Here is a 22,275-nt window from a genome sequence, read left to right as displayed (position 1 = left end):
GACTACGCGATTTCCATCACCCTAGCGGATTGCTGCGTTCAGATGGCGTTAGCACTGCAGAACGCTTGATCTTCGTTCACTCCAGAAGACCTCAACCGGCATGAGCGAACCCTACCTGAGCCGCTGGCGATTGCGGCGTGATGGCCCGGCCATCGAAACGGCCCATGCCCGGCTCTGGCCGGTGCTGACCGCTGCCGGCACGCCGGCGATGCTGAAGATCAGCAGCGAAACCGAGGAACAGAACAGCCACCGCCTCCTGCGCTGGTGGGACGGCGACGGCGCTGCCCGCCTGCTGGCCCACGCCGGGCCGGCGATCCTGATCGAGCGTGCCGGCGGCGACTCGCTGCGGCAACGCTCGATCGAGGGCGACGATGAGGCCTGCACCACGATCCTGTGCCAGGTCCTGCAACGGCTGCACCGGCCACGGAGCGCGCCGCCAGCGGAACTGGTCTGGCTGCGTACATGGTTCGCCGATCTGCTGCAGCCAAGGGCTGCGCTGCCGCCACTGCTGGAACAGTGCAGATCACTGGCGGAGGGGTTGCTGCAGGAAGAGCGCGAGGTCCGGCCCCTGCATGGCGACCTGCACCACGACAACGTGCTCGATTTCGGCGCGCGCGGCTGGCTGGCGATCGACCCGAAGCGGTTGCTGGGCGACCGTGCGTTCGACTACACGACGATGTTCAGCAATCCGGATCTCTGTGGCCCGGGCATCCACGTGGCCACGCGGCCGGAGCGGTTTGCTGCCCGGCTGGAACAGGTCAGCGCACTGGCCGGCCTGGAGCGCACGCGCCTGCTGCGCTGGATCGCGGCCAGCATGGCGCTGTCGGCAGTGTGGTTCAGGGATGACGGCGACCCGGCCGAAGTGGACGAGGCGGTGGCGCGGATGGCGCTGGAGGCGCTGGCGGAGAGCTGAGACCCGCGCTTGGCAGGTGCCTACCTTGCTGGGGGCGCTCCATCCACGATCGATACAGGCCTCTGCTTTGGTAGGTGCCCACCTTGGTGGGCACACTGGGTCCGGGATCGTTGTGCCCGGACGCGAATCGGCAGCCGGTCAGGCCTTTTCCATCGTGCACAGCAGCGGATGCTGGTTCATCCGCGAGTACTCGTTGACCTGGGCAACCTTGGTCTCGGCTACTTCGCGGGTGAAGACACCGCAGACGCCGCGGCCGCGGGTATGAACGTGCAGCATCACCTGGGTGGCCTTGTCCAGGTCCATGCTGAAGAACTGCTGCAGCACATCCACCACGAAATCCATCGGGGTGTAGTCGTCGTTGAGCAGCATCACCTGGTAGAACGGCGGCGGCGCCACTTCCGGGCGCGCGGGCTCTACGGCAACGCCGTGCTCGTGCTGGGAATCGGGGGAGGACTCATGGGGCATCCATCCATTATAGGGGCTCGGGCAGGCCTGCGTCGGCCCGCCGCAGATTGGACGGCACGCACGCCCACCGTCACAATTGCACCCTCTCCCAACACTGTTTCACAGGATCTTCATGAAAAGGACCCTTCTTCCCGCCCTGCTGATCGCGCTGGCCGCTGCCGGCTCTGCCACTGCCGCAACCAGCGCCGACAAGTCCGTGGCCCGCCATCTGGACAAGCTGGGCTATACCTACGAAGTCGACGAGGATGGCGACTACCGCATGGTGTTCGACGTCGAGGGTGACCGCACCCAGATGGTCTACGTGCGCTCGGCGGTGGAGGATTTCGGCAGCCACAACATCCGTGAGATCTGGTCGCCGGCCTACAACGCCAAGACCAAGCAGTTCCCGGTGGCCGTGGCCAACCGCCTGCTGGAGGATTCGCAGGACGCCAAGATGGGGGGCTGGGTAAAGCAGGACACCACCGCCATGTTCGTGGTCAAGATCGACGCCGATGCCACCCCGGACCAGCTCAGCGACGCCATCGATGCGGCCATCCGCACCGCCGACGCGATGGAGCTGGAGCTGACCAAGAAGGACGAGTTCTGAGTTGAACGCCACGCCGGACCCGCGCTGGGCACCGCACGCCACCGTCGCCACGGTAGTGGTTGACGGCGGCCGCGTGCTGCTGGTCGAAGAGACCATTGAAGGCCGCCAGGTGCTGAACCAGCCGGCCGGCCACCTCGAGCCAGGCGAAAGCCTGGCCGAGGCAGCCCTGCGCGAGACCCGGGAGGAAACCGGCTGGACCGTGCAGCTGACCCATTTCATCGGCTGCTACCAGTGGACTGCCGGCGACGGCACCGCCTTCCTGCGCTTCTGCTACGCAGCACACCCGGTCTCGCACGACCCGGCCCAACCGCTGGACACCGGCATCGACCGCGCGCTGTGGCTGACCCCGGCCGAGCTGCAGGCCGCCGGTGAGCGCCAGCGCAGCCCGCTGGTCTGGCAGGTGGTGGCGGATTACCTGGGTGGCCAGCGCCACCCGCTTTCGCTGGTCCGCGAGGTCGCATGAGCACGCCGCGCGTGATGGTGGGCGTCTCGGGTGGTGTCGACTCTTCGGTCGCCGCCTGGCGCCTGGTCCAGCAGGGCGAGGCCGTGGCCGGCCTGTTCATGCAGAACTGGGCCGACGACGGCAGCGGTGACTGCCGTGCCGAGGATGACCGCCGCGATGCGGTCGCCGTATGCGGCCTGCTCGGTATCCCGTTCCACTTCCGGGACTTTTCCAGCGAGTACTGGCAGGGCGTGTTCGAGCACTTCCTGGCCGAGTACGCCGCTGGCCGCACGCCGAACCCGGACGTGCTGTGCAACCGCGAGGTGAAGTTCAAGCATTTCCTGGATGCCGCCCGCGAGCTGGGCGCCGAGCGCATCGCCACCGGCCACTACGCGCGGGTGACCCAGCGCGGCCACCAGTGGCTGCTGCTGCGCGGTGCCGACCGTTCCAAGGACCAGAGCTACTTCCTGCACCAGCTGGGCCAGGAGCAGCTGGCGGCCACCCTGTTCCCGATCGGCGACCTGGAGAAGACCGACCTGCGACGGATTGCGCGCGACGTCGGCCTGCCGACCCACGCCAAGAAGGATTCCACCGGCATCTGCTTCATCGGCGAGCGGGATTTCCGCGAATTCCTCGGCCGCTACCTGCCGGCCAGGCCCGGCCAGATCCTTGACCCGGCCGACGGCAGCGTGATCGCCGAACATCCGGGCGTGTTCTATTTCACCCTGGGCCAGCGCGAGGGCCTGAACATCGGCGGCGTACGCGGCCGCCCGGCCGCACCGTGGTACGTGGTCGGCAAGGATGTGGCCAGCAACGTGCTGTACGTCGACCAGGACCGCGACAGCCCATGGATGCTGTCCGATCGCCTGCGATCGGAGCCGGCGCATTGGATCTCGGGCTCGCCACCCGCGCGACGCTTCGAATGCACCGCCCAGACCCGCTACCGCCAGCCCGATGAGCCGTGTACGGTCGACGTGCTGGACGATGGCAGCGTGCTGGTCACCTTCGCGCGCCCGCAGCGTGCCGTTACCCCCGGTCAATCGCTGGTGCTGTATGACGGTGATGTGTGCCTGGGTGGCGCGGTGATCGCCGCCACCGATGCGCCGCTGGAACAGCGCCTGCGCACCACTCCCTCCCCTTTTGAGGTAACCGCTGCATGAGTTTCACTGTCGACGACCGCGTCCTGGCCTTGGCCGGCATTGCCCAGGCCCTGCAGCAGGTACGCCGCATCGCCGATACCGGCCATTCCGACGCCGCCGCCGTGCGCACCGCCGTGGACAGCGTGTTCCGTGTCGATGCGTCCTCGCCGCAGGCGGTGTTCGGTGACCGCCATGCACTGAAGGCCGGGCTGCGCCTGCTGCACAACTATTTCCGCAACCAGGGCCAGGATCCGATCCTGCCGAAACTGGCGCTGTCGGTGCTGCAGCTGGAGCGCCGCTTCGTTCAGGATGGCGCCACCGTGAACAAGGTTGCTTCGGGCATCGAGCGTGCCCAGCGCCAGGCCACCGAACTGGGCGACAGCGGCCACCCGGATGTGCTGGTCAGCCTGGGAAGCCTGTACGCGGACACCATCAGCCACCTCAAGCCGCGGGTGATGGTGCAGGGCAACCCGCACTACCTGGGCCAGGCCGGCGTGGTGGCCGAGATCCGTGCCCTGCTGTTGGCCGCGGTGCGCTCGGCAGTGCTGTGGCGCCAGCTGGGCGGCAGCTACTGGGACTTCCTGTTCGGCCGCAAGGCGATGATCGAGGCCGTGGACCGGCAGCTGGCGTAAGGGTGTGCGGTCAGAGCCCTTTTCCATGAAAAGGGATCCGACCCCGCCGCTGCCTACCCAGGGGTCGGATCCCTTTCCGGCACGGAAAGGGCTCAGACCCCGAAGCCGCCAAGCGCCGGAAAACCGGCGCATTCAGAATGCACTTCCAAGCACATCGACGTTAAAGAGAAAGGGGGTACGGCCGATACATCCTCCGTGCACCTCCCGAGAACGTCCATGTACTCACGCATTTTCATCCGTCTGGCCGCCCCCCTGGCTCTGACCCTGCTGCTCCCCTTCGCCATCGGTTTCGAATGGCCGGCCGCCCTGCGCTGGGCGATCCTGACCACGATGACGCTGAGCTGGCTCGGCTTTGCGTGGTGGACCACCCGCGCCCAGGCGCATCGTTCCCCGGAACATGCCCGTGTCCTGCGTGAGCAGGACCAGCTGCTGACCGAACTGCGCAACTTCGTCGGCAACGAAATCGACGGTTCGCGTGGTGAAGTGGAACGCGCCCGCGACCTGATCCGCCAGGCGGTCTCCAGCCTGGGCGGCAGCTTCGATGCGATGAACCGCAAGTCGCGCCAGCAGAGCCAGGCGCTGTCGCGTATCGTCGACCGCGCCGGCGATGAAGGCAATGCCGGCCTCGACGTTGCCCGTTTCGCCCAGCACGCCAGCCACCGCATGGAACAGCTGGTGGAAGCGCTGGAACAGGTGAGCGGCCAGAGCAGCACCACCGTGCAGCACATCGACCAGATGGCACAGCACCTGGATGGCATCTTCGCGCTGCTGGAAGACGTCAAGTCGATCGCCGACCAGACCAACCTGCTGGCGCTGAACGCCGCCATCGAAGCCGCGCGTGCCGGTGAAGCCGGCCGAGGCTTCGCGGTGGTCGCCGACGAAGTGCGCAACCTGTCCGAGCGCTCGACCACCTTCAACGAGCAGATCCGCAAGCTGGCGCACAGCTCCAAGGACGCCATCGCCAAGGTGCGCGAGACGGTCTCGCACATGGCCTCGCGTGACATGGACCGCTCCCGCGAAGCACGCCAGGAAGCGGCGGCAATGCTCGACAATGTCGCGCAGATCAATGCCTCGCTCGGCGACGGCATGCGCGAAGTCTCCGAGTGCGCACGTGCGATCGATGGCAGCGTGGCCGAAGCCGTGCGCGCCCTCCAGTTCGAAGACATCGCCACCCAGGCGCTGGGCGGCGTGCACACCCACCTGGACCGCCTGACCGCGATCAACCGTGAAGCGGTGGCCCTGCAGGAACTGCTGCACCGCAATGGCGGCGTGTTCGACGAAGAGATCGCCACGGCCCTGCAGCGCACCGGCAACCGCCTGCGCGAACTGCGCAGCGAATGGGAACGCCCGCCGCACAAGCCGGTTGCCCAGCAGAGCATGGGTGCCGGCACGGTAGAGCTGTTCTGATCCTGATGTCCGCTGCCCTCGCCGGCAGCCCGCAAGGCCCCGGTTCGTCCGGGGCCTTTGCCTGTAACCCGCCGCTGGATGCATCCTGTACGCGCACCATGACCCTGATCCGCGCCCTGCCCGCCCTCACCGACACCGAGCGCCCGCGCAACGCGAGCGTGCGTGAGCAGCTGCAAAAGCTGGAAGAGGTCGCCCGCGAGGAAATCTGCGAGCTGCAGCAGCTGGCGGACGCGCGCCCGGCGCCATCGCCGGCGGACGACGAGCTGTTGGGGCTGGCGTGGGACCTGGGGTTGGATGGCGAAGCCCTGAAGTAGATCCACGCCCTGCGTGGGTGGGGCATCCCGCATGGCATGATTGCCCGGTCCCGTCCATGGAAGACCTATGGCCATCACCCTGATCGCACTCGTGCTGTTGGAGACCGTCCTCCTGATGGCCTGGGTGGCCGGCTATTTCAGCTGGGGCATCACCCTGTTCAACGAACGCATCGCGGCGCCGCCGGCCATGCAGGCCCGGCTCTCGCTGGGCAGCCTGGAGCGTGACCTGCCGCAGGACAAGTGGCTGCGGCTGGCCTTCCATGCGCTGCCCGATGGCAGCATGGCGTTCCGCGAGAGCTTCGCGCCGAGCTTCGGCCTGCGCTACTTCCCGGTGATGCGTGGACGCATCGTGCTCAACGCACGGCGGCACGAGGTGCGGGTGATCGGCCTGTGCAGCTGGTTCGTGGCGATGCTGTCGCTGCTGCTGTTGCCACTGGTGGCGATGCGCCCGATGGTGGCGCCGATGCTGCTGGTACTGCCACTGTTCCTGGCCAGCTATCTGGTGCAGAAGCGGCGCTATGCGGCCATTGTCGAGGCGCTGCGCATGCAGTTGAAGGCGGAGTTTCCAAGGTAGATCCACGCCGTCCGTGGATGATGCCCCGCGATGCCAGCATTTCCGACTGTTTGCATGGACCGTGAACCATGCGCCCTTCATCGTGAAGGGGCCGATTGCGGTTCAGATCAAGCCAGCCCGATGACCAGCGCCCTTCTCTGCCTCTCAGTTGCTTTGCAGCTTCCGGCACCCCCTTGTCCCATTGACCGTGGATCCCGATTCCCTTGGGGCGCTTCAGCAGGCGCTGAAGACGTTTGGAGCGTTCCAGCAGCCCTACTCCGCTCCGATCGATGCGTACGATCCTGAAGCGGGTGTGATCGATGCAGCAGTTGAAGTGTCCGCGGGGTGCGTGCAAGACGGCCCGCCAGTCATCATCCTTGACGATGATGCCGAACAGGCGCCGCGACGTTATCTGATCCTTGAAGCCCCGTGGCATGAGCTTCCAACGGGCGCCTTGTTGCTTGTCTCCGGAAGCAAGGCAAGCGCCATTCCGGGCGAGGAATCGAACCTGGAGCTTGCACGGGCCGAGAGCATGCTGACATTTCTCAACCTGCTGCCGGAAGGTCCGGAGGACCGGGACCACCCGGAGAACGTCTCGGCAGTCGTGGATACCGATACTTCCGCCCTCTTCACGACGAGCCTTCTGGATCAACTGCAAACCAGTACTCCAGGCTCGCCTGTTGCTGACACCATGCTGACGCTCTGGAAAGGCAGGTTCACGGACGCATTGCTGGCACTGTGGCAGCGCGACGGTCTTGCGCGCTATCACGATGATCGACTGGCTTTGGTGAACCCTGCGGGGTACGAATCGGTGCTCGCCGCCCTTCTGGCGGGCAGTCCTCTATGGGGCAAAGATGATTTCCATGTCTATGCGATCTCGCCATTCGGCCAGATGCTGATCTGTGGCGAGCGAACCGGAGTCGAACTCACGCTTGAACCCCACGAAGGTTACCTATGCGCGCCAGCAACACTGACTCTTCCAGCAAGCAACATCGACCGCGACAGACGCCTGCACGACTTCCTGCTTGCATTGGATGCTGCCGAACTGGATGTTCTGGCCGAGGACGGGGAGCCAATGTTCTGGCGAGCCCGTGAGATGTTGGGGCCGCTGGGCGACGGAGAGATTTACAGCTCGAAGGAGCCGGTGTCAGAGCACGGCTGGCGGCTAGGCAGCCTGGTAAAACGCAAGGCGCTGGATGTGCTCGCAGAGCTTGCGCAGCGTCGCTGACGGCGGACACATCAACGGGCGAACCAGCGTGCACGCCGACCAAGGTCGGCAACTACCAGATGCTGGCTCTTTGAGTAGATCCACGCCATGCGGCAACCGTGCCGACCAACGGTCGGCACCTACCAGCGGCGGGTGGTCAGCGCACCAGCACTGCTTCGCTGCTGGCGTCGGTGCGCATCGGTAACGGACGCTGCTGACGCAGCCACTGCGCCAGGTCACGCGGGCTGAGCGGGCGCGAGTACAGGTAACCCTGGATTTCGTCGCAGCCCTGGCGGCGCAGCATGTCTTCTTCCTGGTGCGTCTCCACGCCCTCGGCCACCACCTTCATGCCCAGCGCGTGGCCCAGGTGCACGATGGCCTGGGTCACTTCGGCCGTGCCCGAATCGTGCAGCATGCCCTGCACGAAACTACGGTCGATCTTCAGGCGACCCACCGGGAAGCGGTTGAGGTAGTTGAGGTTGGAGAAGCCGGTACCGAAGTCGTCCACCGCCAGCGGCACGCCGTGCCGTTCGAGCACGTCGAAGCAGTGGCGCAGGATGTCGGTGTCACGGATCAGCGCCGATTCGGTCAGCTCCAGCTCCAGCCGCTGCGGCGGCCAGCCGTGGGCATGGCAGATCTCGATCACACGTTCGGCGAAGCCACGGTCGCGCAGCTGCACCGCCGACACGTTGACCGCGATGCGGTCGAAGTGCAGTCCAGCCCGGTCCCAGGCGGTTGCCTGACGGCAGGCTTCGTTCAGTACCCAGTCGCCGATGCGTACGATCTCGCCGCATTTCTCGGCGATGGGAATGAACTCGGCCGGGCTGCAATAGCCGATGCCGGGGCGATGCCAGCGCAGCAGTGCTTCGATTGCCGGCGGCTCGCCCTGGTGGGCATGCAGCAGCGGCTGATAGGCCAGGCTGAACTCCTCGCGCTCGATCGCACCGTGCAGCGCGTGCTCGAGCTCCAGCCTGCGCTGGATGCGGGCCAGGGCATCCTGGCTGTAATACTGGTAGGTGTTGCGTCCGGCTTCCTTGGCCGCGTACATCGCGGCGTCGGCAGCGCGCAGCAGTGAATCGAAATCGGTCTGCGCATCGCCCAGCATCGCGATGCCGACGCTGGCACCGACCTTCAGCGTGGTCTCGCCACGGCGCAGCGGCTCGGCCAGCGAGGCGATCAGCTTGCGGGCGACATGTCCCGCATCCTCGGGCTCAGCCAGGTCGCGCAGTACGACGATGAACTCGTCGCCGCTGAAACGGCCAAACAGATCATTGTTGCGCAGGTTCTGGTGCAGGCGGGTCGCGGCAGCCTTCAGCAGCGCATCACCCGTGGCGTGGCCGAAGCTGTCGTTGATGGTCTTGAAGCCGTCCAGGTCGATGAACAGCATCGCCAACGAGGTGCCGCGATCACGCGCCTCCTCGATGGCCTCGGCGGTCTGTTCGCCGAGCAGCACGCGATTGGGCAGGCCGGTCAGCAGGTCGTAGTGGGCCAGCAGTTCAATGCGCTCGTTGGCCTCGCGCTCGCGGGTGATATCACGGAAAAGCACCACGAAGCGCGGCGGCAGTCCGTCACGACGATCCAGCTCGATCAGCACCTGCACCCAGACACGCAGGCCGGACTGGCGGTAGAAGCACAGGTCCAGCTGCTCGGGCAGGCCGCCGTTGGCGATGCGGGCCAGCGCCGCCTCGAACGCATCGCGCGAGTCTTCGGTATACAGCGCCATCGCCTGATCGAGGGTGATCGGCTCCTTGCGCAGGCCGTGGATGCGATAGCATTCCTCGGTCCATTGCATGCTCCGGGTCTGCACCTCGATCTCGCAGCCGCCGATGCGGCCCAGCGCGGAAACCCGGTTCAGCAGTTCGGTGCGCCAGCGAATCAACGCGTCGGTCTGGTGCTGTTCGGTGATGTTCTGCACCTGGCCGAGCAGGCGCTTGGGCTGCCCGTCCATGTCCAGCAGCGGCTGCATCCACAGCCGCAGGTGCTGTGATGGCTCATGGCCACGGGTCAGCTCCAGCTCGAGATTGGCGGCACGACCATCGCGCCACAGCCGCCGCCATGCCGCACGCAACGCGCCACGCGAGCGCGGATGCAGCTGCTTCAGCCAGCGCCGCTGGCCGGGCACGGCGCCGTGCTCCAGCGCCAGCAGCGATCGCAGTTCCGGCGACCACCAGAAGTGCCCGCTGTTGGGGTCGAACGACCAGCTGCCCATGCTGGCGATGCGCTGGGCCTCGCTCAGGTGCAGCTGCTGCTCCTGCAGCAGCGATTCGAGCTGCTTCTGCTGCTCGATGTCGGTATGCGTGCCGACCATGCGCAGCGGCTGGCCATCAGCGGTGCGCGCGACCACGCGGCCGCGATCCAGCACCCAACGCCACTGGCCATCGGCCTGGCGGAAGCGGAACTGTGCACTGTACTGCTCACTGCGCCCGCGCAGGTGCTCGTCGAGCGCGGCACGCACCTGGTCGATGTCCTCGCTGTGCACGCGCGACAGCAGTTCGGTGGCCGTCTCGTCGCCCAGCGCCGGCGTGCGCGCCACCCGGTCACTGGGGATGTCCCAGTCCCACAGGCTATGACCGGCGCTGTCCAGTGCCAGTTCCCAGCGCCCACCCCCATCGACCGGCACCGGCTCGGGAATGCTCAGGGTGAACGCCAGCAGGTTGCCGGCACCGTCATGCACGGCGCGCAGGTGGCCGTCGTAGTGGCCGCGCGGGCCGCCTGGCAGCGTGCAGGGCACGATGCCGCCATCGGCGGCCATCAGGCGTAGATCTTCCAGCATTGGCGCATAGGCAGCCACGGTGGCCGGCAGGCCATGCTCGCGCGCGGCCGGATTGGCCGCCAGCGGGCGCCCGGTACGGTCGACGATGACCAGCGCCGACGCAAGCGGGTGCTGCAGCAGGCTGGCGATGATCCCTTGGTCCACGCGATCTTGCTCCGGATGACTCGCCCGTCAGCGGGGCACGCAGTGGTTAACGGCGCCTGCGGCGGATAATTGAGTGGTGACGGCACGCTGCGGGGTAAGATGACCGGCGCCCCTTTCACCCTCCCCGTCCATGCCCGCAGAACCGACCGGCAACGCCCCAGTTCCCGACCCGCGGATGGCGCAGGCGCTGAGCCGTGACCGGCGACGGGTGGTGTTGAGCTACCTGGTGATGGCGCTGGCCTGGATGATCTCCACCGACAGCGTGGTGCAGGCGCTGGTGCCCGATCCGCAGCAGGCGGCCCTGTGGCAGGGCCTGAAGGGCTCGTTCTTCGCCCTGGCCAGCGCGGGCCTGCTGTACCTGCTGCTGCGCCCGCTGGCCGAGCACGTGCTGCATACCCACGCCCGCCAGCAGGCCTCGGAGCTGCGCCTGCGGCAGATGTTCGAGGGCAACCCCGGCCCGATCCTCGTCTATGACCTGGACACATTGGCGATCCTCGACGCCAACCCAGCCGCCTGCACCGCTTTCGGCTGGGAGCGCGATGAGCTGCTGGAACAGACCATCGACGCCTTGTGGCCACCCGGCCAGGGCCAGGCGCTGCAGGCCAAGCTGGAGGCGATCCGCGAGGCGCCCGACGAGCTGTGCATCCTGCGCGCGCAGCTGCAGCTGCGCGATGGCGCGCTGCGGCAGATGGAACTGCGCTCCAACGCGATCAGTTACGACGGTCACAATGCGCGCCTGCTGATCGCCATCGATCGCACTGCCGAGGACCTGGCCCAGCTGCGTCGCGACCAGGCGCTGGCACGGGTGGAAGAAGCCCACGAACTGGCCCGCATCGGCGCCTGGGAGCTGGACCCGTCCACCGGGCTGGGCCGCTATTCCAACCAGGTCTATCGCCTGCTCGGCCGCCGCCCGCCCGAAGCCCGCCGCTGGCACCGCTTCGACGAACTGCTGGTGCCGGCCGACCCGGCCACCGCCACCCAGACCGAGCAGCTGCTGGCCGAGCTGTGCTCCGGCGAGCCGGTACAGGTGGACGTGCTGCTGCCGCTGCTGTCGATGGACGGGCGCGCGCTGATGGTGCACCTGCGCGCCGCCAGTGGTCTCGATGAGGCTGGCCGCAACCGCGTGCTGGGCACGCTGCAGGACGTGACCGAACGCGAGCAGTCGCGGCGACTGCTGCGCGAGCGCGAGGAGCAGTTCCGCGAGCTGGTGCGGGTACTGCCCGACGGCGTGGTGATCCTCTCCGACGAACATGTGTTGTACGCCAACGCCTGGGCCGCCGGCCTGTTCGGCTACGGCAGCCATACCCTGCTGGGCGAGCCCTTGTCGGCGCTGGTCGCTGCCGCAGACCTGCCGCGGGTGCGCAGCCAGCTGCGTGCCGGCCAGCCGCACCTGGGACCGGGCCACAGCAGCGTGGTGGCCATGCAGCGCGGCGACGGCCGCAGCTTCCATGCCGGCCTGGCGGTGGGCGACGTGCGCTACGGTGGCCGCGACTGCAAGCTGCTGATCGTGCGCGACCTCAGTGATTCCGAGCGCATCCGCAGCGCGCTGGAAACCAGCAACCGCGAACTGCAGGCGATGGCCGGGCGGCTGTTCTCGCTGCAGGAGGACGAACGTCGTGCGATTTCGCGCGACCTGCACGATGACATCGGCCAGGCCATCACCGCGATCAAGCTGTCGGCGCACGCGGCGCTGGAAGAGGACGATCCGCAGCGGCGTGGGCAGGATCTGGCGCAGATCGTCAGCCTGGCCGACACCACCGTGGCCAAACTGCGCGACATCTCCACCCTGCTGCGCCCCCCGCAGCTGGATGCACTGGGCCTGGAGGCAGCACTCAGCTGGCAGGCGCGGGTTCTGTTCCGCTCCTCGCCGGTGGAGCTGCTGGCCGAGATCGAGCCGTTGCCGCATCGCCCCGACAACAGCATCGAACAGGCCTGCTTCCGCATCGCACAGGAAAGCCTGACCAATGCGCTGCGCCATGCGCGCGCCAGCCAGGTCCTGCTGCAGCTGCGCGATGTCGGCCAGCGCGGCCTGCACCTGCAGATCCGCGATGACGGCGAAGGCTTCGATCCGGACGGCCCGCGCGGCCTGGGCCTCATCGTGATGCGCGAGCGCGCACAGAGCGTCGGTGGCCACGTGCGGATTGAATCCGCGCATGGCGAAGGCACCCTGGTCGATGTCCACCTCCCCTACCAGGCGGCCAGCAGGGCTGCCGTCGATTCACCGGAATACTGAACCATGTGGAATCCCAACCTGCCCCCGGTCAGCATCGATGACGCTCCCGACCGCCTTGGCGCCGGCAACCCCGAGCTGCAGGCAATGGTTGCCGAGGCAGCCTCAGGCGGCATCGCACTGATGCTGATGCACGTGGACATCGACCATTTCGCATCGGTCAATGAAAACATGAGTGCCGAAGTGGGCGACCAGGCGCTGGTGCTGGTGGCACAGCGCCTGCAGTCCTACCTGCGCGGGCGCGGCAAGTTGTGGCGACATGGCAGCGACGAGTTCCTGATCGCGGTGCCGCGCACCGCCGATCTGCCGTTGCCGGAGGATTTCGCCGAGGAGATCCGCCAACAGATGGAGCTGCCGTTGTCGGTGCTGCCGTACACGTTGTTCATGACCGGCAAGCTGGGCGTGAGCCTGTGCCCGGAACATGCCAGCAGCACCTCGCGCCTGCTCGACCATGCCGAGGATGCGCTGTACCAGGCCGCCCGCGAAGGCGGCAATGCCGTGCGCATCCATGCGGTGGACACCCCGCCAAGCGCGCACAGCGAGAGCATCATCGCGCGCCAGATCGTCGATGCCATTCCCAATGGCGAGCTGAAGCTGCGCTACCAGCCACTGGTAAGCGCGCGCGACGGCCACGTGGTGGGCATGGAAGCGCTGCTGCGTTGGCAGTCGCCGACCCTGGGCATGCTGGTGCCGGAGCGCTTCATGCGCACCGCCGAACGCCTGGGGATCATCGTGCAGATCGGCACCTGGGTGCTGGAAGGCGCCTTGAAGCAGGCGCGGCTGTGGCGCGACCAGGGCTTCGATGACTTCACCATCGCAGTGAACGTGTCCACCCTGCAGCTGCTGCGGCCGAACTTCTTCGCCGAAGTGATGTCACTGCTGCAGGCGGCGGGCGTACCGGCGCACATGCTGACGCTGGAGATCAACGAGAGTGCGCTGACCAACAACGTCAATTTCGTCCACGAAACGCTGGCCAACCTGCGCAATGAAGGCATCAGCCTGAGCCTGGACAACTTCGGTACCGGCGACTCCAGCCTCAGCGCGCTGGTGCGCTACCCGGTGGACAAGCTGAAGATCGACCGCAGTTTCATCAAGAGCGCGCCGGCCGGCAATCGTGAAGCGGCCATCGCCCGCGCGATCATCGCCATGGGCCACCAGCTGGGCATGACCGTGATCGCCAACGGCGTGGAATCGCAGGCGCAGCTGGGCTTCCTGCGCCGCAACGACTGCGACGTGTTCCAGGGCTACCTGTTCGGCGAACCGATGTCGGCCGATGCCGCCGGCATGACCCTGCGCCGCCGCTACCTGCGCCCGGAAGCCTTCGCCGAGACGCGCCCGGACCGGACGCTGCTGCTGCTGGATGATGAGGAAAACGTGCTGCGCTCACTGGTGCGCCTGTTCCGCCGCGACGGCTACCGCATCCTGGCCGCCGGCAACGTGCGCGATGCGTTCGACCTGCTGGCGATCAACGACGTGCAGGTGATCCTGTCCGACCAGCGAATGAGCGACATGAGCGGCACCGAGTTCCTGGGCCGGGTGAAGATGCTGTACCCGGATACGATCCGCCTGGTGCTGTCGGGCTACACCGATCTGAACACGGTGACCGATGCGATCAACCGCGGCGCGATCTATCGCTTCCTGACCAAGCCGTGGAACGACGACGAGCTGCGCAAGCACATCCACCAGGCGTTCCGCACGTACGAGGAACAGCGCCGCAGCAATGCCGGCCCGGCGCCGGTGGAGAGCGGAGATGGCGGCGAGGAGCGCCCATTGCGGTAACCATCCCCTCTGGTAGAGCCGGCCGCTGGCCGGCTGCTCTGGAAATCGGGTTCAATGAGGTTGCCGGCCAGCGGCCGGCACTGCCAGAAGCGGTCAGCGCGGCTGCTTGACCGGCAGCACCACGCGGAAGCGCGAGCCCACGCCGGGCGTGCTGTCCAGGTCGATGCGGCCGTGGTGCTTGTTGATGATGCTGTAGGAGATCGACAGGCCCAGGCCGGTGCCACTGCCAACCGGCTTGGTGGTGAAGAACGGATCGAAGATGCGCTGGCGCAGTTCCGGCGAGATGCCACCGCCGGTATCTTCGAACTCGACCCAAACGTGATCGCCATCAACGCCGGTACGCACCGTGATCGTGCCGCGCTCGGCGATGGCATGGCCGGCGTTGAGCAGCAGGTTCATGTAGACCTGGTTCAACTCCGATGGCAGGCACTCCACCAGGGGCAACTGGCCGAACTCGCGCACCAGGGTGACCTTGTACTTGAGTTCGTTCCAGATGATGTTGATGGTCGATTCCAGGCCCGCGTGCAGGTCGACCAGCTTCCACGACTCGTCGCGGCCGGAATACGAGAAATCCTTCAGGTCGCGCACGATGCGGGTGACCCGCTCGATGCCTTCGCGCGATTCCGCCATCAGCTGCGGCAGGTCGCGGCTGATGAAATCGATATCCAGACGGTCACGGATATCATCGATTTCCGGAATCAGCGCTTTCGGGTCCGGCGCGCGCAGGGCGCGCTCGTAGGCTTCGATCACGGTGAACAGGCTGCGCAGGTATTCCTGCAGGCTGCCCAGGTTGGAGTGCACGTAACCGATCGGGTTGTTGATCTCGTGCGCGACGCCGGCGGCCAGCTGGCCGATCGACGCCATCTTCTCCGACTGCAGCAGCTTTTCCTGGGTGCCATTGAGGCGCAGGTAGGCCTGGCGCAGTTCGGCATGGCGCTGCTGCAGCTCGCGTTCGTAGTCTTCCTGCCCTTCGATGTGGCGGAACAGGGCGAGGAAATGCCCCTGGCCGACCGGACCATGGTGGTACAGATGGGCGATGACCACGCCCTCGCCCAGCGGCAGGCTGCCATTCCAGTGACCATGCTGGCGAGCCTGTTCCAGCGCATCGGGCGGCAGCAGTTCGCGCAGGCGCTGCGGCGGCGGCAACCCGCCGTCCTCGCCACTGGCCAGCAGGTTCTGTGCGGCCGGATTGGCCAGGGCCACCCGCCCGTCATCGGTGAACAGCAGCAGGCCTTCGCGCAGGCGCTCAAGCAGGGCCTGCAGCACCGGCTGCGGCGGAAGGGGGGCGGTAACCAGGGCGTTGGCAGCGGACACGGCGACTCGGGACGTTCGAACAGGCGCCCAATATACGCGGTCATGCAGCGGGCTTCAGCCCGCCGGGAGGGGTTATGCGACCGCCGTCGCCTCAGGCGACGGCGAGGGGCCGGCCGATGCTGACCGTGTGCGACTGGCCCTTGGCATCGTAGGCCGAGGCGTCTTCGGTGCGGCCGAGCTGGCGCAGCGCCCAGTTCACCTCGCGGCGGCGGCGCGACAGCAGCACGCCGTTGGCCCGGTTGCGCTCGGCCAGTTCCTGCAGCTGTTCGCTCTCGCCCACCGGTGGCGCGCCTTCCAGCGCACGCAACGCTTCCAGCTTGGCGCCGGTAGCCCGGATCAGGGCGTGCACGTCGTGCTCGACCAGGGCCTGGCGTTCAACGTCCAGGGCCTGGGCGAGACGCTGCAGCGGCTCGCTCATCGCCGCAGTCATCCGTGCAGCTGCTGGTCCAGATCGAGCATGCGCGATGCGATCGCGTCCGGATTGATCTTGTAGGTGCCGTTCTGCAGCGACTCGCGCACGGCGGCCACGCGCTGGGCGTCGATCGCCGGGGCGGTGGTCAGCTCGCGCTCGATGGCCTGCAGATTGGTGGCCTCGCCGGTCAGGCGCAGGCTGTCGGCCGCCTCGACCGGGCGCGCCGCCGCATCGGTGCTGACACCGGGCTTGTTGGCCGGGGTCGTCACGCTGCGCAGTGCCTGGGGGACCTGCAGGTTGCCGTCGATTTTCTGGCTCATGGGGTGTCCTGGAGTTGCCGTTCACAAGGGATAACGGCCGCAGGGCCGTGATCTTTAGGGATATTTTGCGGTAATTCAACGCGCCACGATTACGTCACCTGCGGCATCGACCGTGCCTTGCACGATCCGCCGCGAGGACAGGTTCTCGACCGAGACCCGTTCGTTCTCACCGGCATCACCCATCGCACGGCCGGCAATGCGGACCTCGACCGAGCCGCGACGCGACACCAGGGCCACATTGTCTCCTCGCTTGATGAGACGCTGCACCACCAGATCGTTGTTCGACAGCAGGGCTCCGGCCTGCAACGGACGGCGGGCGACGCGGCCGATCGCTGCATTGGGATCGGACAGCACCGCGCCGGCAATCCGGGCAGCGTCACGCTGGGCAGTGGTGATATCGGCGGCAGTGAGGGTTTCTCCAGTACCGATTCCACGGTTGAGCACCAGTACGGTCTGGTTGCGCCGCACCTTTACCGGCACGAACAGGCGCCAGCCGCCCGCATCCGGACAGCTGACTTCCACCGTGGTGTTGGCGGTGGGCTGCACCTGTAACGCCCCCCCGCACTTCGGCAGGCGCAGCGCATCGGCCACCTGGGCCTCGCCCTCGCTGCCCGCCGGCAGCGTCGACAAGGCCGCCGCGCGGATGCTTGCCACCGGCTGCCAGTCGGCGGCAGCCGCCCACGGCGAGGCCACGGCCAGCGCGATGGCGAATAGAGATGTGACCCGGCACATGGCGCCTCCTTCAATCGGCAAGAGCTGGCCCAGGTGCGTGCAAGGGGTGTGCCAGAGGGGCACTTGTAGAGTCAGGCCATGCTCGACCGCTTTGCGCCCAACAGCCAGCCGAGCATCGCTCGACGCTACAAGAGCCCCGGTCGAACATGGGGCGACGCCACAATTGCGGTGCGGAGCGCGCAGTGGCAGAGCGCCCTCAAGTTTGGCGCCCAACGCGCCGATACAGCAGCCATGTCCCATGACCTGCTCAACCGGATCGACCAGCGGACCCGCCTGGCCGGCCACAACCGCCTGGCGCTGCTGCTGTTCCGTCTCGGCGGACGTCAGCTTTTTGGCGTCAATGTCTTCAAGGTGCAGGAAGTCCTGCGGCGCCCGGAGCTGTTCCAGGTACCCGGCCTGCCCAGCCAGTTCGCCGGCGTGGCCGACGTGCGCGGCCGCTCGGTGCCGGTGCTGGACCTGGGCCTGGCCATCGGCCACCCCGAACGTGAGCCCGATGCCGATACCTCGCCGGGTTACCTGGTCGTCACCGAATTCAACCGCTCGATCCAGGGGTTCCTGGTCAGCGGCGTCGAACGCATCGTCAACATCGCAGTGGAAGACATCCACCCGCCGCCGGAGCTTGGCGCCGAGTCGAGCTACCTGACCGCGGTAACCCGCTTCCAGGGTGAGCTGATCCAGGTGATCGACGTTGAAAGCGTGCTGGCCGATATCGCCCAGGTCCGCGGTGACGCCGTACTCGATCCGGCGATGGCAATGCCCGCCGATGGCCCCCAGCTGCAGGTGCTGGTGGTGGACGACTCGCGCGTGGCCCGCCAGCAGATCCGCAGCGTGCTGGATCAGCTGGGCGTGGGTGCCACCCTGCTTTCCGACGGCAAGCAGGCTCTCGACCACCTCTTGCAGATCCAAGCCTCGGGCGAAAACCCCGCCGAACGCTATGCCATGGTCATCTCCGACATCGAGATGCCGGCCATGGATGGGTACACGCTGACGACGGAAATCCGGCGCCACCCGGGCCTGGCCGGCCTCTACGTGCTGCTGCACACCTCGCTGTCGGGTGTCTTCAACAACGCCATGGTCGAGCGTGTCGGCGCCAACGCCTTCGTCGCCAAGTACTCGCCGCACGAGCTGGCTGACTTCGTGCTGGACCGCCTGCGCAAGGTGGCGATGGCGGCCTGACGGCCACTGATCCGGTAGTGCCGGCCGCTGGCCGGCAACCGCAGATCCATCGGGGAGCCGGCCAGCGGCCGGCACTACCCTCTCGAATTTGGCACACCCCTTGCAGCTTCCCGGGCAACGTTCCCGTGGGAGTGCACCGTGCGCAACCTGATTACCGACTACCTGGGCGTCCACGCCCAGGCCATGCCGTTGCGCGAACAGCGGATGAAGCTGATCGCCAGCAACCTCGGCAATGCCGACACGCCCCGCTACAAGGCCCAGGACCTGGACTTCGATGCCGCCCTGCGCCATGCCCAGGGGCAGGATGCCAACGGCCTGATGGCCACCACCCATGAGCAGCACTACGAAATCAGTAGTGGCCTGAACCCGTTCCAGATCGCGCGCGAGGGCGTGCAGCCCAGCCTGGACGGCAACACCGTCGATCCCGATGCCGAGCGTGCCGCCTATGGCCGAGCCGCGCTCGAGTACCGCGCCTCGCTCAGCTTCGTCGAGAGCAAGGTGCGTTCCATGCTGACCGCGATCACGGGGCAATAAGCCATGAGCAACCTGCCGATCTTCGATATCGCCGGCTCCGCGCTGCAGGCCCAGTCGGTGCGCATGAGCACCATCGCCTCCAACCTCTCCAATGCCGACACCGTCGCCGGTTCTGCCGACGCCGTGTACAAGCCGCTGGAGCCGATCTTCCAGGCCGTCACCAGCAAGAACGATCCCAACATCACCTCGGTGAAGGTGAAGGAGATCACCCAGAGCGAGGCGGCGCCGATCAAGCGCTACGAGCCGGGCCACCCGCTGGCAGACGCCGATGGCTACATCTACCAGCCCGACGTCGATCCGGTGGCGCAGATGGTCAACCTGATCTCGACCTCGCGCAATTACCAGGCCGGCGTGGAGATGTTGACCACCGCCAAGGAACTGGCCCTGGCCACCTTGACCATGGGCCGCTGAGGCCCGCAGCACCGGATACCGCCATGACCACCGCCGTCAACAACCAGACCAGCCAGGACGTCTATTCCGCGCTGGGCCTGAACGCCCCCAACAGCAACGCCACGAAAAAGAAGAATACGCTCGACCAGGCCGACTTCCTGCGCCTGATGACCGAGCAGCTGCAGCACCAGGATCCGCTGAAGCCGATGGACAACACGCAGATGGTCGCGCAGATGGCGCAGATGTCCACCGTGCAGGGCATCACCGATCTGAACAAGACGGTGAAGGGCTTCCAGGAATCGATGGCCAGCGACCAGGTGCTGCGTGGCGCGGCGCTGGTCGGCCACCAGGTGCTGGTGCCATCGGAAAAGCTGGTGCTGGAGAAGGAAGGCAGCGTCGAGGGCACGGTGGCCGCGCCGTCGGCCGGCATCATCACCGTGGATATCACCGATGCCACCGGCGCCAAGGTCACCTCGCTGAGCGTGGAAGCCAAGGCAGCAGGCGAAACCGCCTTCCAGTGGGACGGCAAGGACGCCAACGGCAAGCGCATGGAGCCGGGCAAGTATTCCATCGTTGCCAACCATGTCGATACCGCCGGCAAGAGCACCAAGCTGTCCACCTATGTGCAGGCGCCGGTGGAAAGCGTGACCGTCGGATCCGACGGCCTGTACCTGAACCTCAAGGGCCTGGGCACGGCCCCGATCGACTACGTGCTCCGCGTCAGCTGAGCCGCACATCCCGCATCAACCAGGAGCATCCCATGGGCTTCAATGTCTCGCTGTCCGGCATCAATGCTGCCAACACCGACCTGAGCGTCACCGCCAACAACGTCGCCAACGTCAACACCACCGGCTTCAAGCAGTCGCGCGCCGAGTTCGCCGATCTGTTCGCCTCCACCAGCTATGGCCTGTCGAAGAACCAGACCGGCTCGGGCGTGCGCGTCTCCAACGTCGCCCAGCAGTTCATCCAGGGCCACAACGAGCAGACCGGGCGCAGCCTGGACATGGCCATTTCCGGTGAGGGCTTCTTCACCATGAACATGAACGGTTCGCGTGTGTACTCGCGTGCCGGCAACTTCCAGACCGATTCGGCCGGCTATGTGGTCAATCCGCAGGGCGCGCGCCTGCAGGTGTTCGCGCCGAATGCCGATGGCACCAACTTCGATGCCGGCCGCCTGGTCGACCTGCAGCTGTTGACCACCGACAGCCCGCCGAAGCAGACCAGCGAAGTGAAGGTGGGCTTCACCCTGCCGGCCAACGCCAAGCAGCCGACCGTGGCCACGTTCGACCCGACCGACTCCAACAGCTACAACCACTCCAGCGGCGGCATCACCGTGTACGACTCGCTGGGCGTGAGCCACATCCAGGTCTCGTACTTCGTGAAGGGCGCCAACCCCAACGAATGGACCGTGCACAACTATGTCGATGGCCAGCCCGCTGGCACCCCGACCGCGGTCACCTTCGACAACAGCGGCAAGCTGACCGCCCCGGCCAACGGCAAGGTTGGCCTCGGCACCTTCACCCCGACCACGGGCGCTGGCCAGCTGAACATGACGCTGGACATCAGCGGTTCGACCCAGTACGGCGAGAAGTTCGCCCTGCGCAACACCCAGCAGGACGGCTATGCCGCCGGCAAGCTCAACGAGATCACTGTGTCCGAGTCGGGCGTGGTCTATGCGCGCTACTCCAACGGCGACGACAAGCCGCTGGGCCAGGTCGCACTGACCACCTTCAACAACACCCAGGGACTGGAATCGAAGGGCAACAACCTGTGGGTGGAGACCTTCGAGTCAGGCACGCCGCGCACCGGAATGCCGGACACCTCCAATCTCGGCAAGATCCAGGCCGGCTCGCTGGAAGCGTCCACCGTCGATCTCACCGAGCAGCTGGTCAACATGATCACCGCGCAGCGCAACTTCCAGGCCAACGCGCAGATGATCACCACGCAGGACCAGATCACCCAGACCGTCATCAACATCCGTTGATGAGCTGCTGACCCTGTCACGGAACTCCCCCCATGGATAAAGCCCTTTACGTGGCGATGACCGGTGCCCGCGCCTCCCTGCAGGCGCAGGGAACGCTCAGCCACAACCTCGCCAACTCGGACACTCCTGGCTTCAAGGAAGCGCTGGCCAACACCGAAGCCTTCCCGATCAAGGGTCCGGGCTTTGCCTCGCGGGTGGATGCGCTGCACGTCGACGCCGGCTTCAACCGCCGGCCCGGCGCGCAGCACATCACCGGCAAACCGCTGGACCTTGCACTGCAGAGCGGCACCTGGCTGGCGGTGCAGGCGAGCGATGGCAGCGAAGCGTATACGCGTGGCGCAGCCCTGTCGGTGACGCCGAACGGCCAGCTGGTGACCTCTGGCGGCCGCACGGTGCTGGATGACAACAACAACCCGATCGCCATTCCGCCCTACCAGGCGATGGAGATCGGCGCCGACGGCACGATCTCGATCATCCCGCAGGGCGAAGGCCCGCAGACGATGGCGCAGATCGGCCGGATCAAGGTGGTGCAGGCGCCGGACGAGCGCCTCGAGCGCGGCCTGGATGGCCTGTTCCGCAACACCGACCCGCGCCAGCCGTTCGCACCGGCACAGGGCACTGCCGTGCACAGCGGGCAACTGGAGGGCAGCAACGTCGATGCCGCCGGTGCGCTGGTGCAGATGATCCAGCTGCAGCGCCAGTACGAAATGCAGGTTCAGGTGATCAAGCACGGCGACGACAACGCGCGCAGCGCCAACAGCCTGCTCCGCCTGGGCAGCTGACGGATTTCCGGCGCCGCCCGGGCGCGGCGCTGGCACACCGCTTGCAC

At 66.8% G+C, this 22,275-nt stretch carries 23 protein-coding genes; 17 read left to right on the top strand and 6 right to left on the bottom strand.

Translation table 11 applies throughout. The features are described 5' to 3' along the window. Nucleotides 1-100: 100 nt before the first annotated feature. Nucleotides 101-913, top strand: coding sequence for an APH(6) family putative aminoglycoside O-phosphotransferase (locus ACM0PB_RS14345; RefSeq protein WP_414604388.1), 813 nt, complete (start codon nt 101-103; stop codon nt 911-913). A gap of 138 nt (nt 914-1,051) precedes the next feature. Here ACM0PB_RS14345 and clpS read toward each other — a convergent pair whose 3' ends face one another. After that, nucleotides 1,052-1,378: an ATP-dependent Clp protease adapter ClpS gene (clpS, locus tag ACM0PB_RS14340; protein WP_005416477.1), complete on the bottom strand. Its 327-nt coding sequence runs from the start codon at nt 1,376-1,378 to the stop codon at nt 1,052-1,054. Between the two features lie 112 nt (nt 1,379-1,490). Here clpS and ACM0PB_RS14335 point away from each other — a divergent pair, with 112 nt between their 5' ends. The 8 genes from ACM0PB_RS14335 to ACM0PB_RS14300 all read left to right on the top strand — a co-directional run bounded on the left by ACM0PB_RS14335 (nt 1,491) and on the right by ACM0PB_RS14300 (nt 7,679). Continuing rightward, nucleotides 1,491-1,964 carry a hypothetical protein gene (locus ACM0PB_RS14335; protein WP_005416476.1) on the top strand — a complete coding sequence of 158 codons (474 nt, stop codon included), beginning with the start codon at nt 1,491-1,493 and terminating at the stop codon, nt 1,962-1,964. A gap of 1 nt (nt 1,965) precedes the next feature. Beyond that, entirely contained in the window at nt 1,966-2,427 is a 462-nt protein-coding gene (locus ACM0PB_RS14330) for an NUDIX hydrolase (protein ID WP_049460786.1), read from the top strand. Continuing rightward, a complete protein-coding gene (mnmA, locus tag ACM0PB_RS14325; protein WP_414604387.1) occupies nt 2,424-3,566 on the top strand; it encodes a tRNA 2-thiouridine(34) synthase MnmA in 1,143 nt (380 codons plus the stop codon). Before ACM0PB_RS14330 ends, mnmA begins: the two co-directional genes overlap by 4 nt. Continuing rightward, nucleotides 3,563-4,177, top strand: coding sequence for a high frequency lysogenization protein HflD (gene hflD / locus ACM0PB_RS14320; RefSeq protein WP_414604386.1), 615 nt, complete (start codon nt 3,563-3,565; stop codon nt 4,175-4,177). Before mnmA ends, hflD begins: the two co-directional genes overlap by 4 nt. 216 nt (nt 4,178-4,393) lie before the next feature. Further along, nucleotides 4,394-5,584 carry a methyl-accepting chemotaxis protein gene (locus ACM0PB_RS14315; RefSeq protein WP_005416472.1) on the top strand — a complete coding sequence of 397 codons (1,191 nt, stop codon included), beginning with the start codon at nt 4,394-4,396 and terminating at the stop codon, nt 5,582-5,584. Nucleotides 5,585-5,682: 98 nt separating this feature from the next. Continuing rightward, entirely contained in the window at nt 5,683-5,898 is a 216-nt protein-coding gene (locus tag ACM0PB_RS14310; RefSeq protein ID WP_049461083.1) for a hypothetical protein, read from the top strand. A gap of 67 nt (nt 5,899-5,965) precedes the next feature. Beyond that, nucleotides 5,966-6,472, top strand: a complete 507-nt coding sequence (locus ACM0PB_RS14305; protein ID WP_049461081.1) for a hypothetical protein — start codon at nt 5,966-5,968, stop codon at nt 6,470-6,472. Between the two features lie 187 nt (nt 6,473-6,659). Continuing rightward, on the top strand, nt 6,660-7,679 hold the full coding sequence (locus tag ACM0PB_RS14300) for a GAD-like domain-containing protein (protein WP_139727064.1): 1,020 nt from the start codon (nt 6,660-6,662) through the stop codon (nt 7,677-7,679). Nucleotides 7,680-7,815: 136 nt separating this feature from the next. Here ACM0PB_RS14300 and ACM0PB_RS14295 read toward each other — a convergent pair whose 3' ends face one another. Next, the gene (locus tag ACM0PB_RS14295) at nt 7,816-10,575 is read right to left on the bottom strand and encodes a bifunctional diguanylate cyclase/phosphodiesterase (RefSeq protein ID WP_049461077.1); all 2,760 of its coding nucleotides are present in this window, start codon (nt 10,573-10,575) and stop codon (nt 7,816-7,818) included. A gap of 130 nt (nt 10,576-10,705) precedes the next feature. Between ACM0PB_RS14295 and ACM0PB_RS14290 the strand changes: the two genes are divergently transcribed. Both ACM0PB_RS14290 and ACM0PB_RS14285 read left to right on the top strand, forming a co-directional pair. After that, nucleotides 10,706-12,808 (top strand): sensor histidine kinase, encoded by a 2,103-nt coding sequence (locus tag ACM0PB_RS14290; protein WP_032954159.1) that lies wholly within the window; start codon nt 10,706-10,708, stop codon nt 12,806-12,808. A 3-nt stretch (nt 12,809-12,811) separates the two neighbouring features. Then, complete coding sequence (locus ACM0PB_RS14285) at nt 12,812-14,584, top strand: EAL domain-containing protein (RefSeq protein ID WP_065196741.1); 1,773 nt, start codon at nt 12,812-12,814, stop codon at nt 14,582-14,584. 93 nt (nt 14,585-14,677) lie between these two features. Here ACM0PB_RS14285 and ACM0PB_RS14280 read toward each other — a convergent pair whose 3' ends face one another. The 4 genes from ACM0PB_RS14280 to flgA all read right to left on the bottom strand — a co-directional run bounded on the left by ACM0PB_RS14280 (nt 14,678) and on the right by flgA (nt 17,362). Next, nucleotides 14,678-15,898, bottom strand: coding sequence for an ATP-binding protein (locus ACM0PB_RS14280; protein WP_053496680.1), 1,221 nt, complete (start codon nt 15,896-15,898; stop codon nt 14,678-14,680). A 91-nt stretch (nt 15,899-15,989) separates the two neighbouring features. Beyond that, nucleotides 15,990-16,328, bottom strand: coding sequence for a flagella protein (locus ACM0PB_RS14275; protein WP_065178557.1), 339 nt, complete (start codon nt 16,326-16,328; stop codon nt 15,990-15,992). Next, nucleotides 16,325-16,630, bottom strand: a complete 306-nt coding sequence (gene flgM, locus ACM0PB_RS14270) for a flagellar biosynthesis anti-sigma factor FlgM (RefSeq protein ID WP_005409579.1) — start codon at nt 16,628-16,630, stop codon at nt 16,325-16,327. The genes ACM0PB_RS14275 and flgM overlap by 4 nt, the downstream gene beginning before the upstream one ends. Before the next feature lie 75 nt (nt 16,631-16,705). Then, a complete protein-coding gene (flgA, locus tag ACM0PB_RS14265; protein WP_005416463.1) occupies nt 16,706-17,362 on the bottom strand; it encodes a flagellar basal body P-ring formation chaperone FlgA in 657 nt (218 codons plus the stop codon). A gap of 231 nt (nt 17,363-17,593) precedes the next feature. Between flgA and ACM0PB_RS14260 the strand changes: the two genes are divergently transcribed. The 6 genes from ACM0PB_RS14260 (at nt 17,594) to ACM0PB_RS14235 (ending at nt 22,228) form a co-directional block, all read left to right on the top strand. Next, entirely contained in the window at nt 17,594-18,538 is a 945-nt protein-coding gene (locus tag ACM0PB_RS14260) for a chemotaxis protein (protein ID WP_005416462.1), read from the top strand. A gap of 138 nt (nt 18,539-18,676) precedes the next feature. Beyond that, complete coding sequence (gene flgB / locus ACM0PB_RS14255; RefSeq protein ID WP_414604385.1) at nt 18,677-19,072, top strand: flagellar basal body rod protein FlgB; 396 nt, start codon at nt 18,677-18,679, stop codon at nt 19,070-19,072. Between the two features lie 3 nt (nt 19,073-19,075). Beyond that, nucleotides 19,076-19,483, top strand: coding sequence for a flagellar basal body rod protein FlgC (gene flgC / locus ACM0PB_RS14250; RefSeq protein WP_005416461.1), 408 nt, complete (start codon nt 19,076-19,078; stop codon nt 19,481-19,483). 23 nt (nt 19,484-19,506) lie between these two features. Then, nucleotides 19,507-20,190 carry a flagellar hook assembly protein FlgD gene (locus ACM0PB_RS14245; protein ID WP_005416460.1) on the top strand — a complete coding sequence of 228 codons (684 nt, stop codon included), beginning with the start codon at nt 19,507-19,509 and terminating at the stop codon, nt 20,188-20,190. A gap of 32 nt (nt 20,191-20,222) precedes the next feature. Further along, the gene (gene flgE, locus ACM0PB_RS14240; protein WP_005416459.1) at nt 20,223-21,446 is read left to right on the top strand and encodes a flagellar hook protein FlgE; all 1,224 of its coding nucleotides are present in this window, start codon (nt 20,223-20,225) and stop codon (nt 21,444-21,446) included. 32 nt (nt 21,447-21,478) lie between these two features. After that, the gene (locus ACM0PB_RS14235; protein WP_049412405.1) at nt 21,479-22,228 is read left to right on the top strand and encodes a flagellar basal body rod protein FlgF; all 750 of its coding nucleotides are present in this window, start codon (nt 21,479-21,481) and stop codon (nt 22,226-22,228) included. The last annotated feature ends 47 nt before the right edge of the window (nt 22,229-22,275 follow it).

The organism is Stenotrophomonas sp. AR029 (assembly GCF_047520695.2).
Classification (GTDB): Bacteria; Pseudomonadota; Gammaproteobacteria; order Xanthomonadales; family Xanthomonadaceae; genus Stenotrophomonas; species Stenotrophomonas sepilia.
This window is presented reverse-complemented; position numbering and strand designations above follow the sequence as displayed.

What these genes read in the sequence shown, in the direction of transcription:
- mnmA (WP_414604387.1), top strand. Translation starts at nt 2,424, where the DNA reads ATGAGCACGCCGCGCGTGATGGTGGGCGTCTCGGGTGGTGTCGACTCT.
- ACM0PB_RS14260 (WP_005416462.1), top strand. Translation starts at nt 17,594, where the DNA reads ATGTCCCATGACCTGCTCAACCGGATCGACCAGCGGACCCGCCTGGCC.
- ACM0PB_RS14310 (WP_049461083.1), top strand. Translation starts at nt 5,683, where the DNA reads ATGACCCTGATCCGCGCCCTGCCCGCCCTCACCGACACCGAGCGCCCG.
- ACM0PB_RS14305 (WP_049461081.1), top strand. Translation starts at nt 5,966, where the DNA reads ATGGCCATCACCCTGATCGCACTCGTGCTGTTGGAGACCGTCCTCCTG.
- clpS (WP_005416477.1), bottom strand. Translation starts at nt 1,378, where the DNA reads ATGCCCCATGAGTCCTCCCCCGATTCCCAGCACGAGCACGGCGTTGCC.
- ACM0PB_RS14335 (WP_005416476.1), top strand. Translation starts at nt 1,491, where the DNA reads ATGAAAAGGACCCTTCTTCCCGCCCTGCTGATCGCGCTGGCCGCTGCC.
- ACM0PB_RS14290 (WP_032954159.1), top strand. Translation starts at nt 10,706, where the DNA reads ATGCCCGCAGAACCGACCGGCAACGCCCCAGTTCCCGACCCGCGGATG.
- flgA (WP_005416463.1), bottom strand. Translation starts at nt 17,362, where the DNA reads ATGTGCCGGGTCACATCTCTATTCGCCATCGCGCTGGCCGTGGCCTCG.
- hflD (WP_414604386.1), top strand. Translation starts at nt 3,563, where the DNA reads ATGAGTTTCACTGTCGACGACCGCGTCCTGGCCTTGGCCGGCATTGCC.
- ACM0PB_RS14275 (WP_065178557.1), bottom strand. Translation starts at nt 16,328, where the DNA reads ATGACTGCGGCGATGAGCGAGCCGCTGCAGCGTCTCGCCCAGGCCCTG.
- flgC (WP_005416461.1), top strand. Translation starts at nt 19,076, where the DNA reads ATGAGCAACCTGCCGATCTTCGATATCGCCGGCTCCGCGCTGCAGGCC.
- flgM (WP_005409579.1), bottom strand. Translation starts at nt 16,630, where the DNA reads ATGAGCCAGAAAATCGACGGCAACCTGCAGGTCCCCCAGGCACTGCGC.
- ACM0PB_RS14235 (WP_049412405.1), top strand. Translation starts at nt 21,479, where the DNA reads ATGGATAAAGCCCTTTACGTGGCGATGACCGGTGCCCGCGCCTCCCTG.
- ACM0PB_RS14315 (WP_005416472.1), top strand. Translation starts at nt 4,394, where the DNA reads ATGTACTCACGCATTTTCATCCGTCTGGCCGCCCCCCTGGCTCTGACC.
- ACM0PB_RS14245 (WP_005416460.1), top strand. Translation starts at nt 19,507, where the DNA reads ATGACCACCGCCGTCAACAACCAGACCAGCCAGGACGTCTATTCCGCG.
- ACM0PB_RS14345 (WP_414604388.1), top strand. Translation starts at nt 101, where the DNA reads ATGAGCGAACCCTACCTGAGCCGCTGGCGATTGCGGCGTGATGGCCCG.
- ACM0PB_RS14285 (WP_065196741.1), top strand. Translation starts at nt 12,812, where the DNA reads ATGTGGAATCCCAACCTGCCCCCGGTCAGCATCGATGACGCTCCCGAC.
- flgE (WP_005416459.1), top strand. Translation starts at nt 20,223, where the DNA reads ATGGGCTTCAATGTCTCGCTGTCCGGCATCAATGCTGCCAACACCGAC.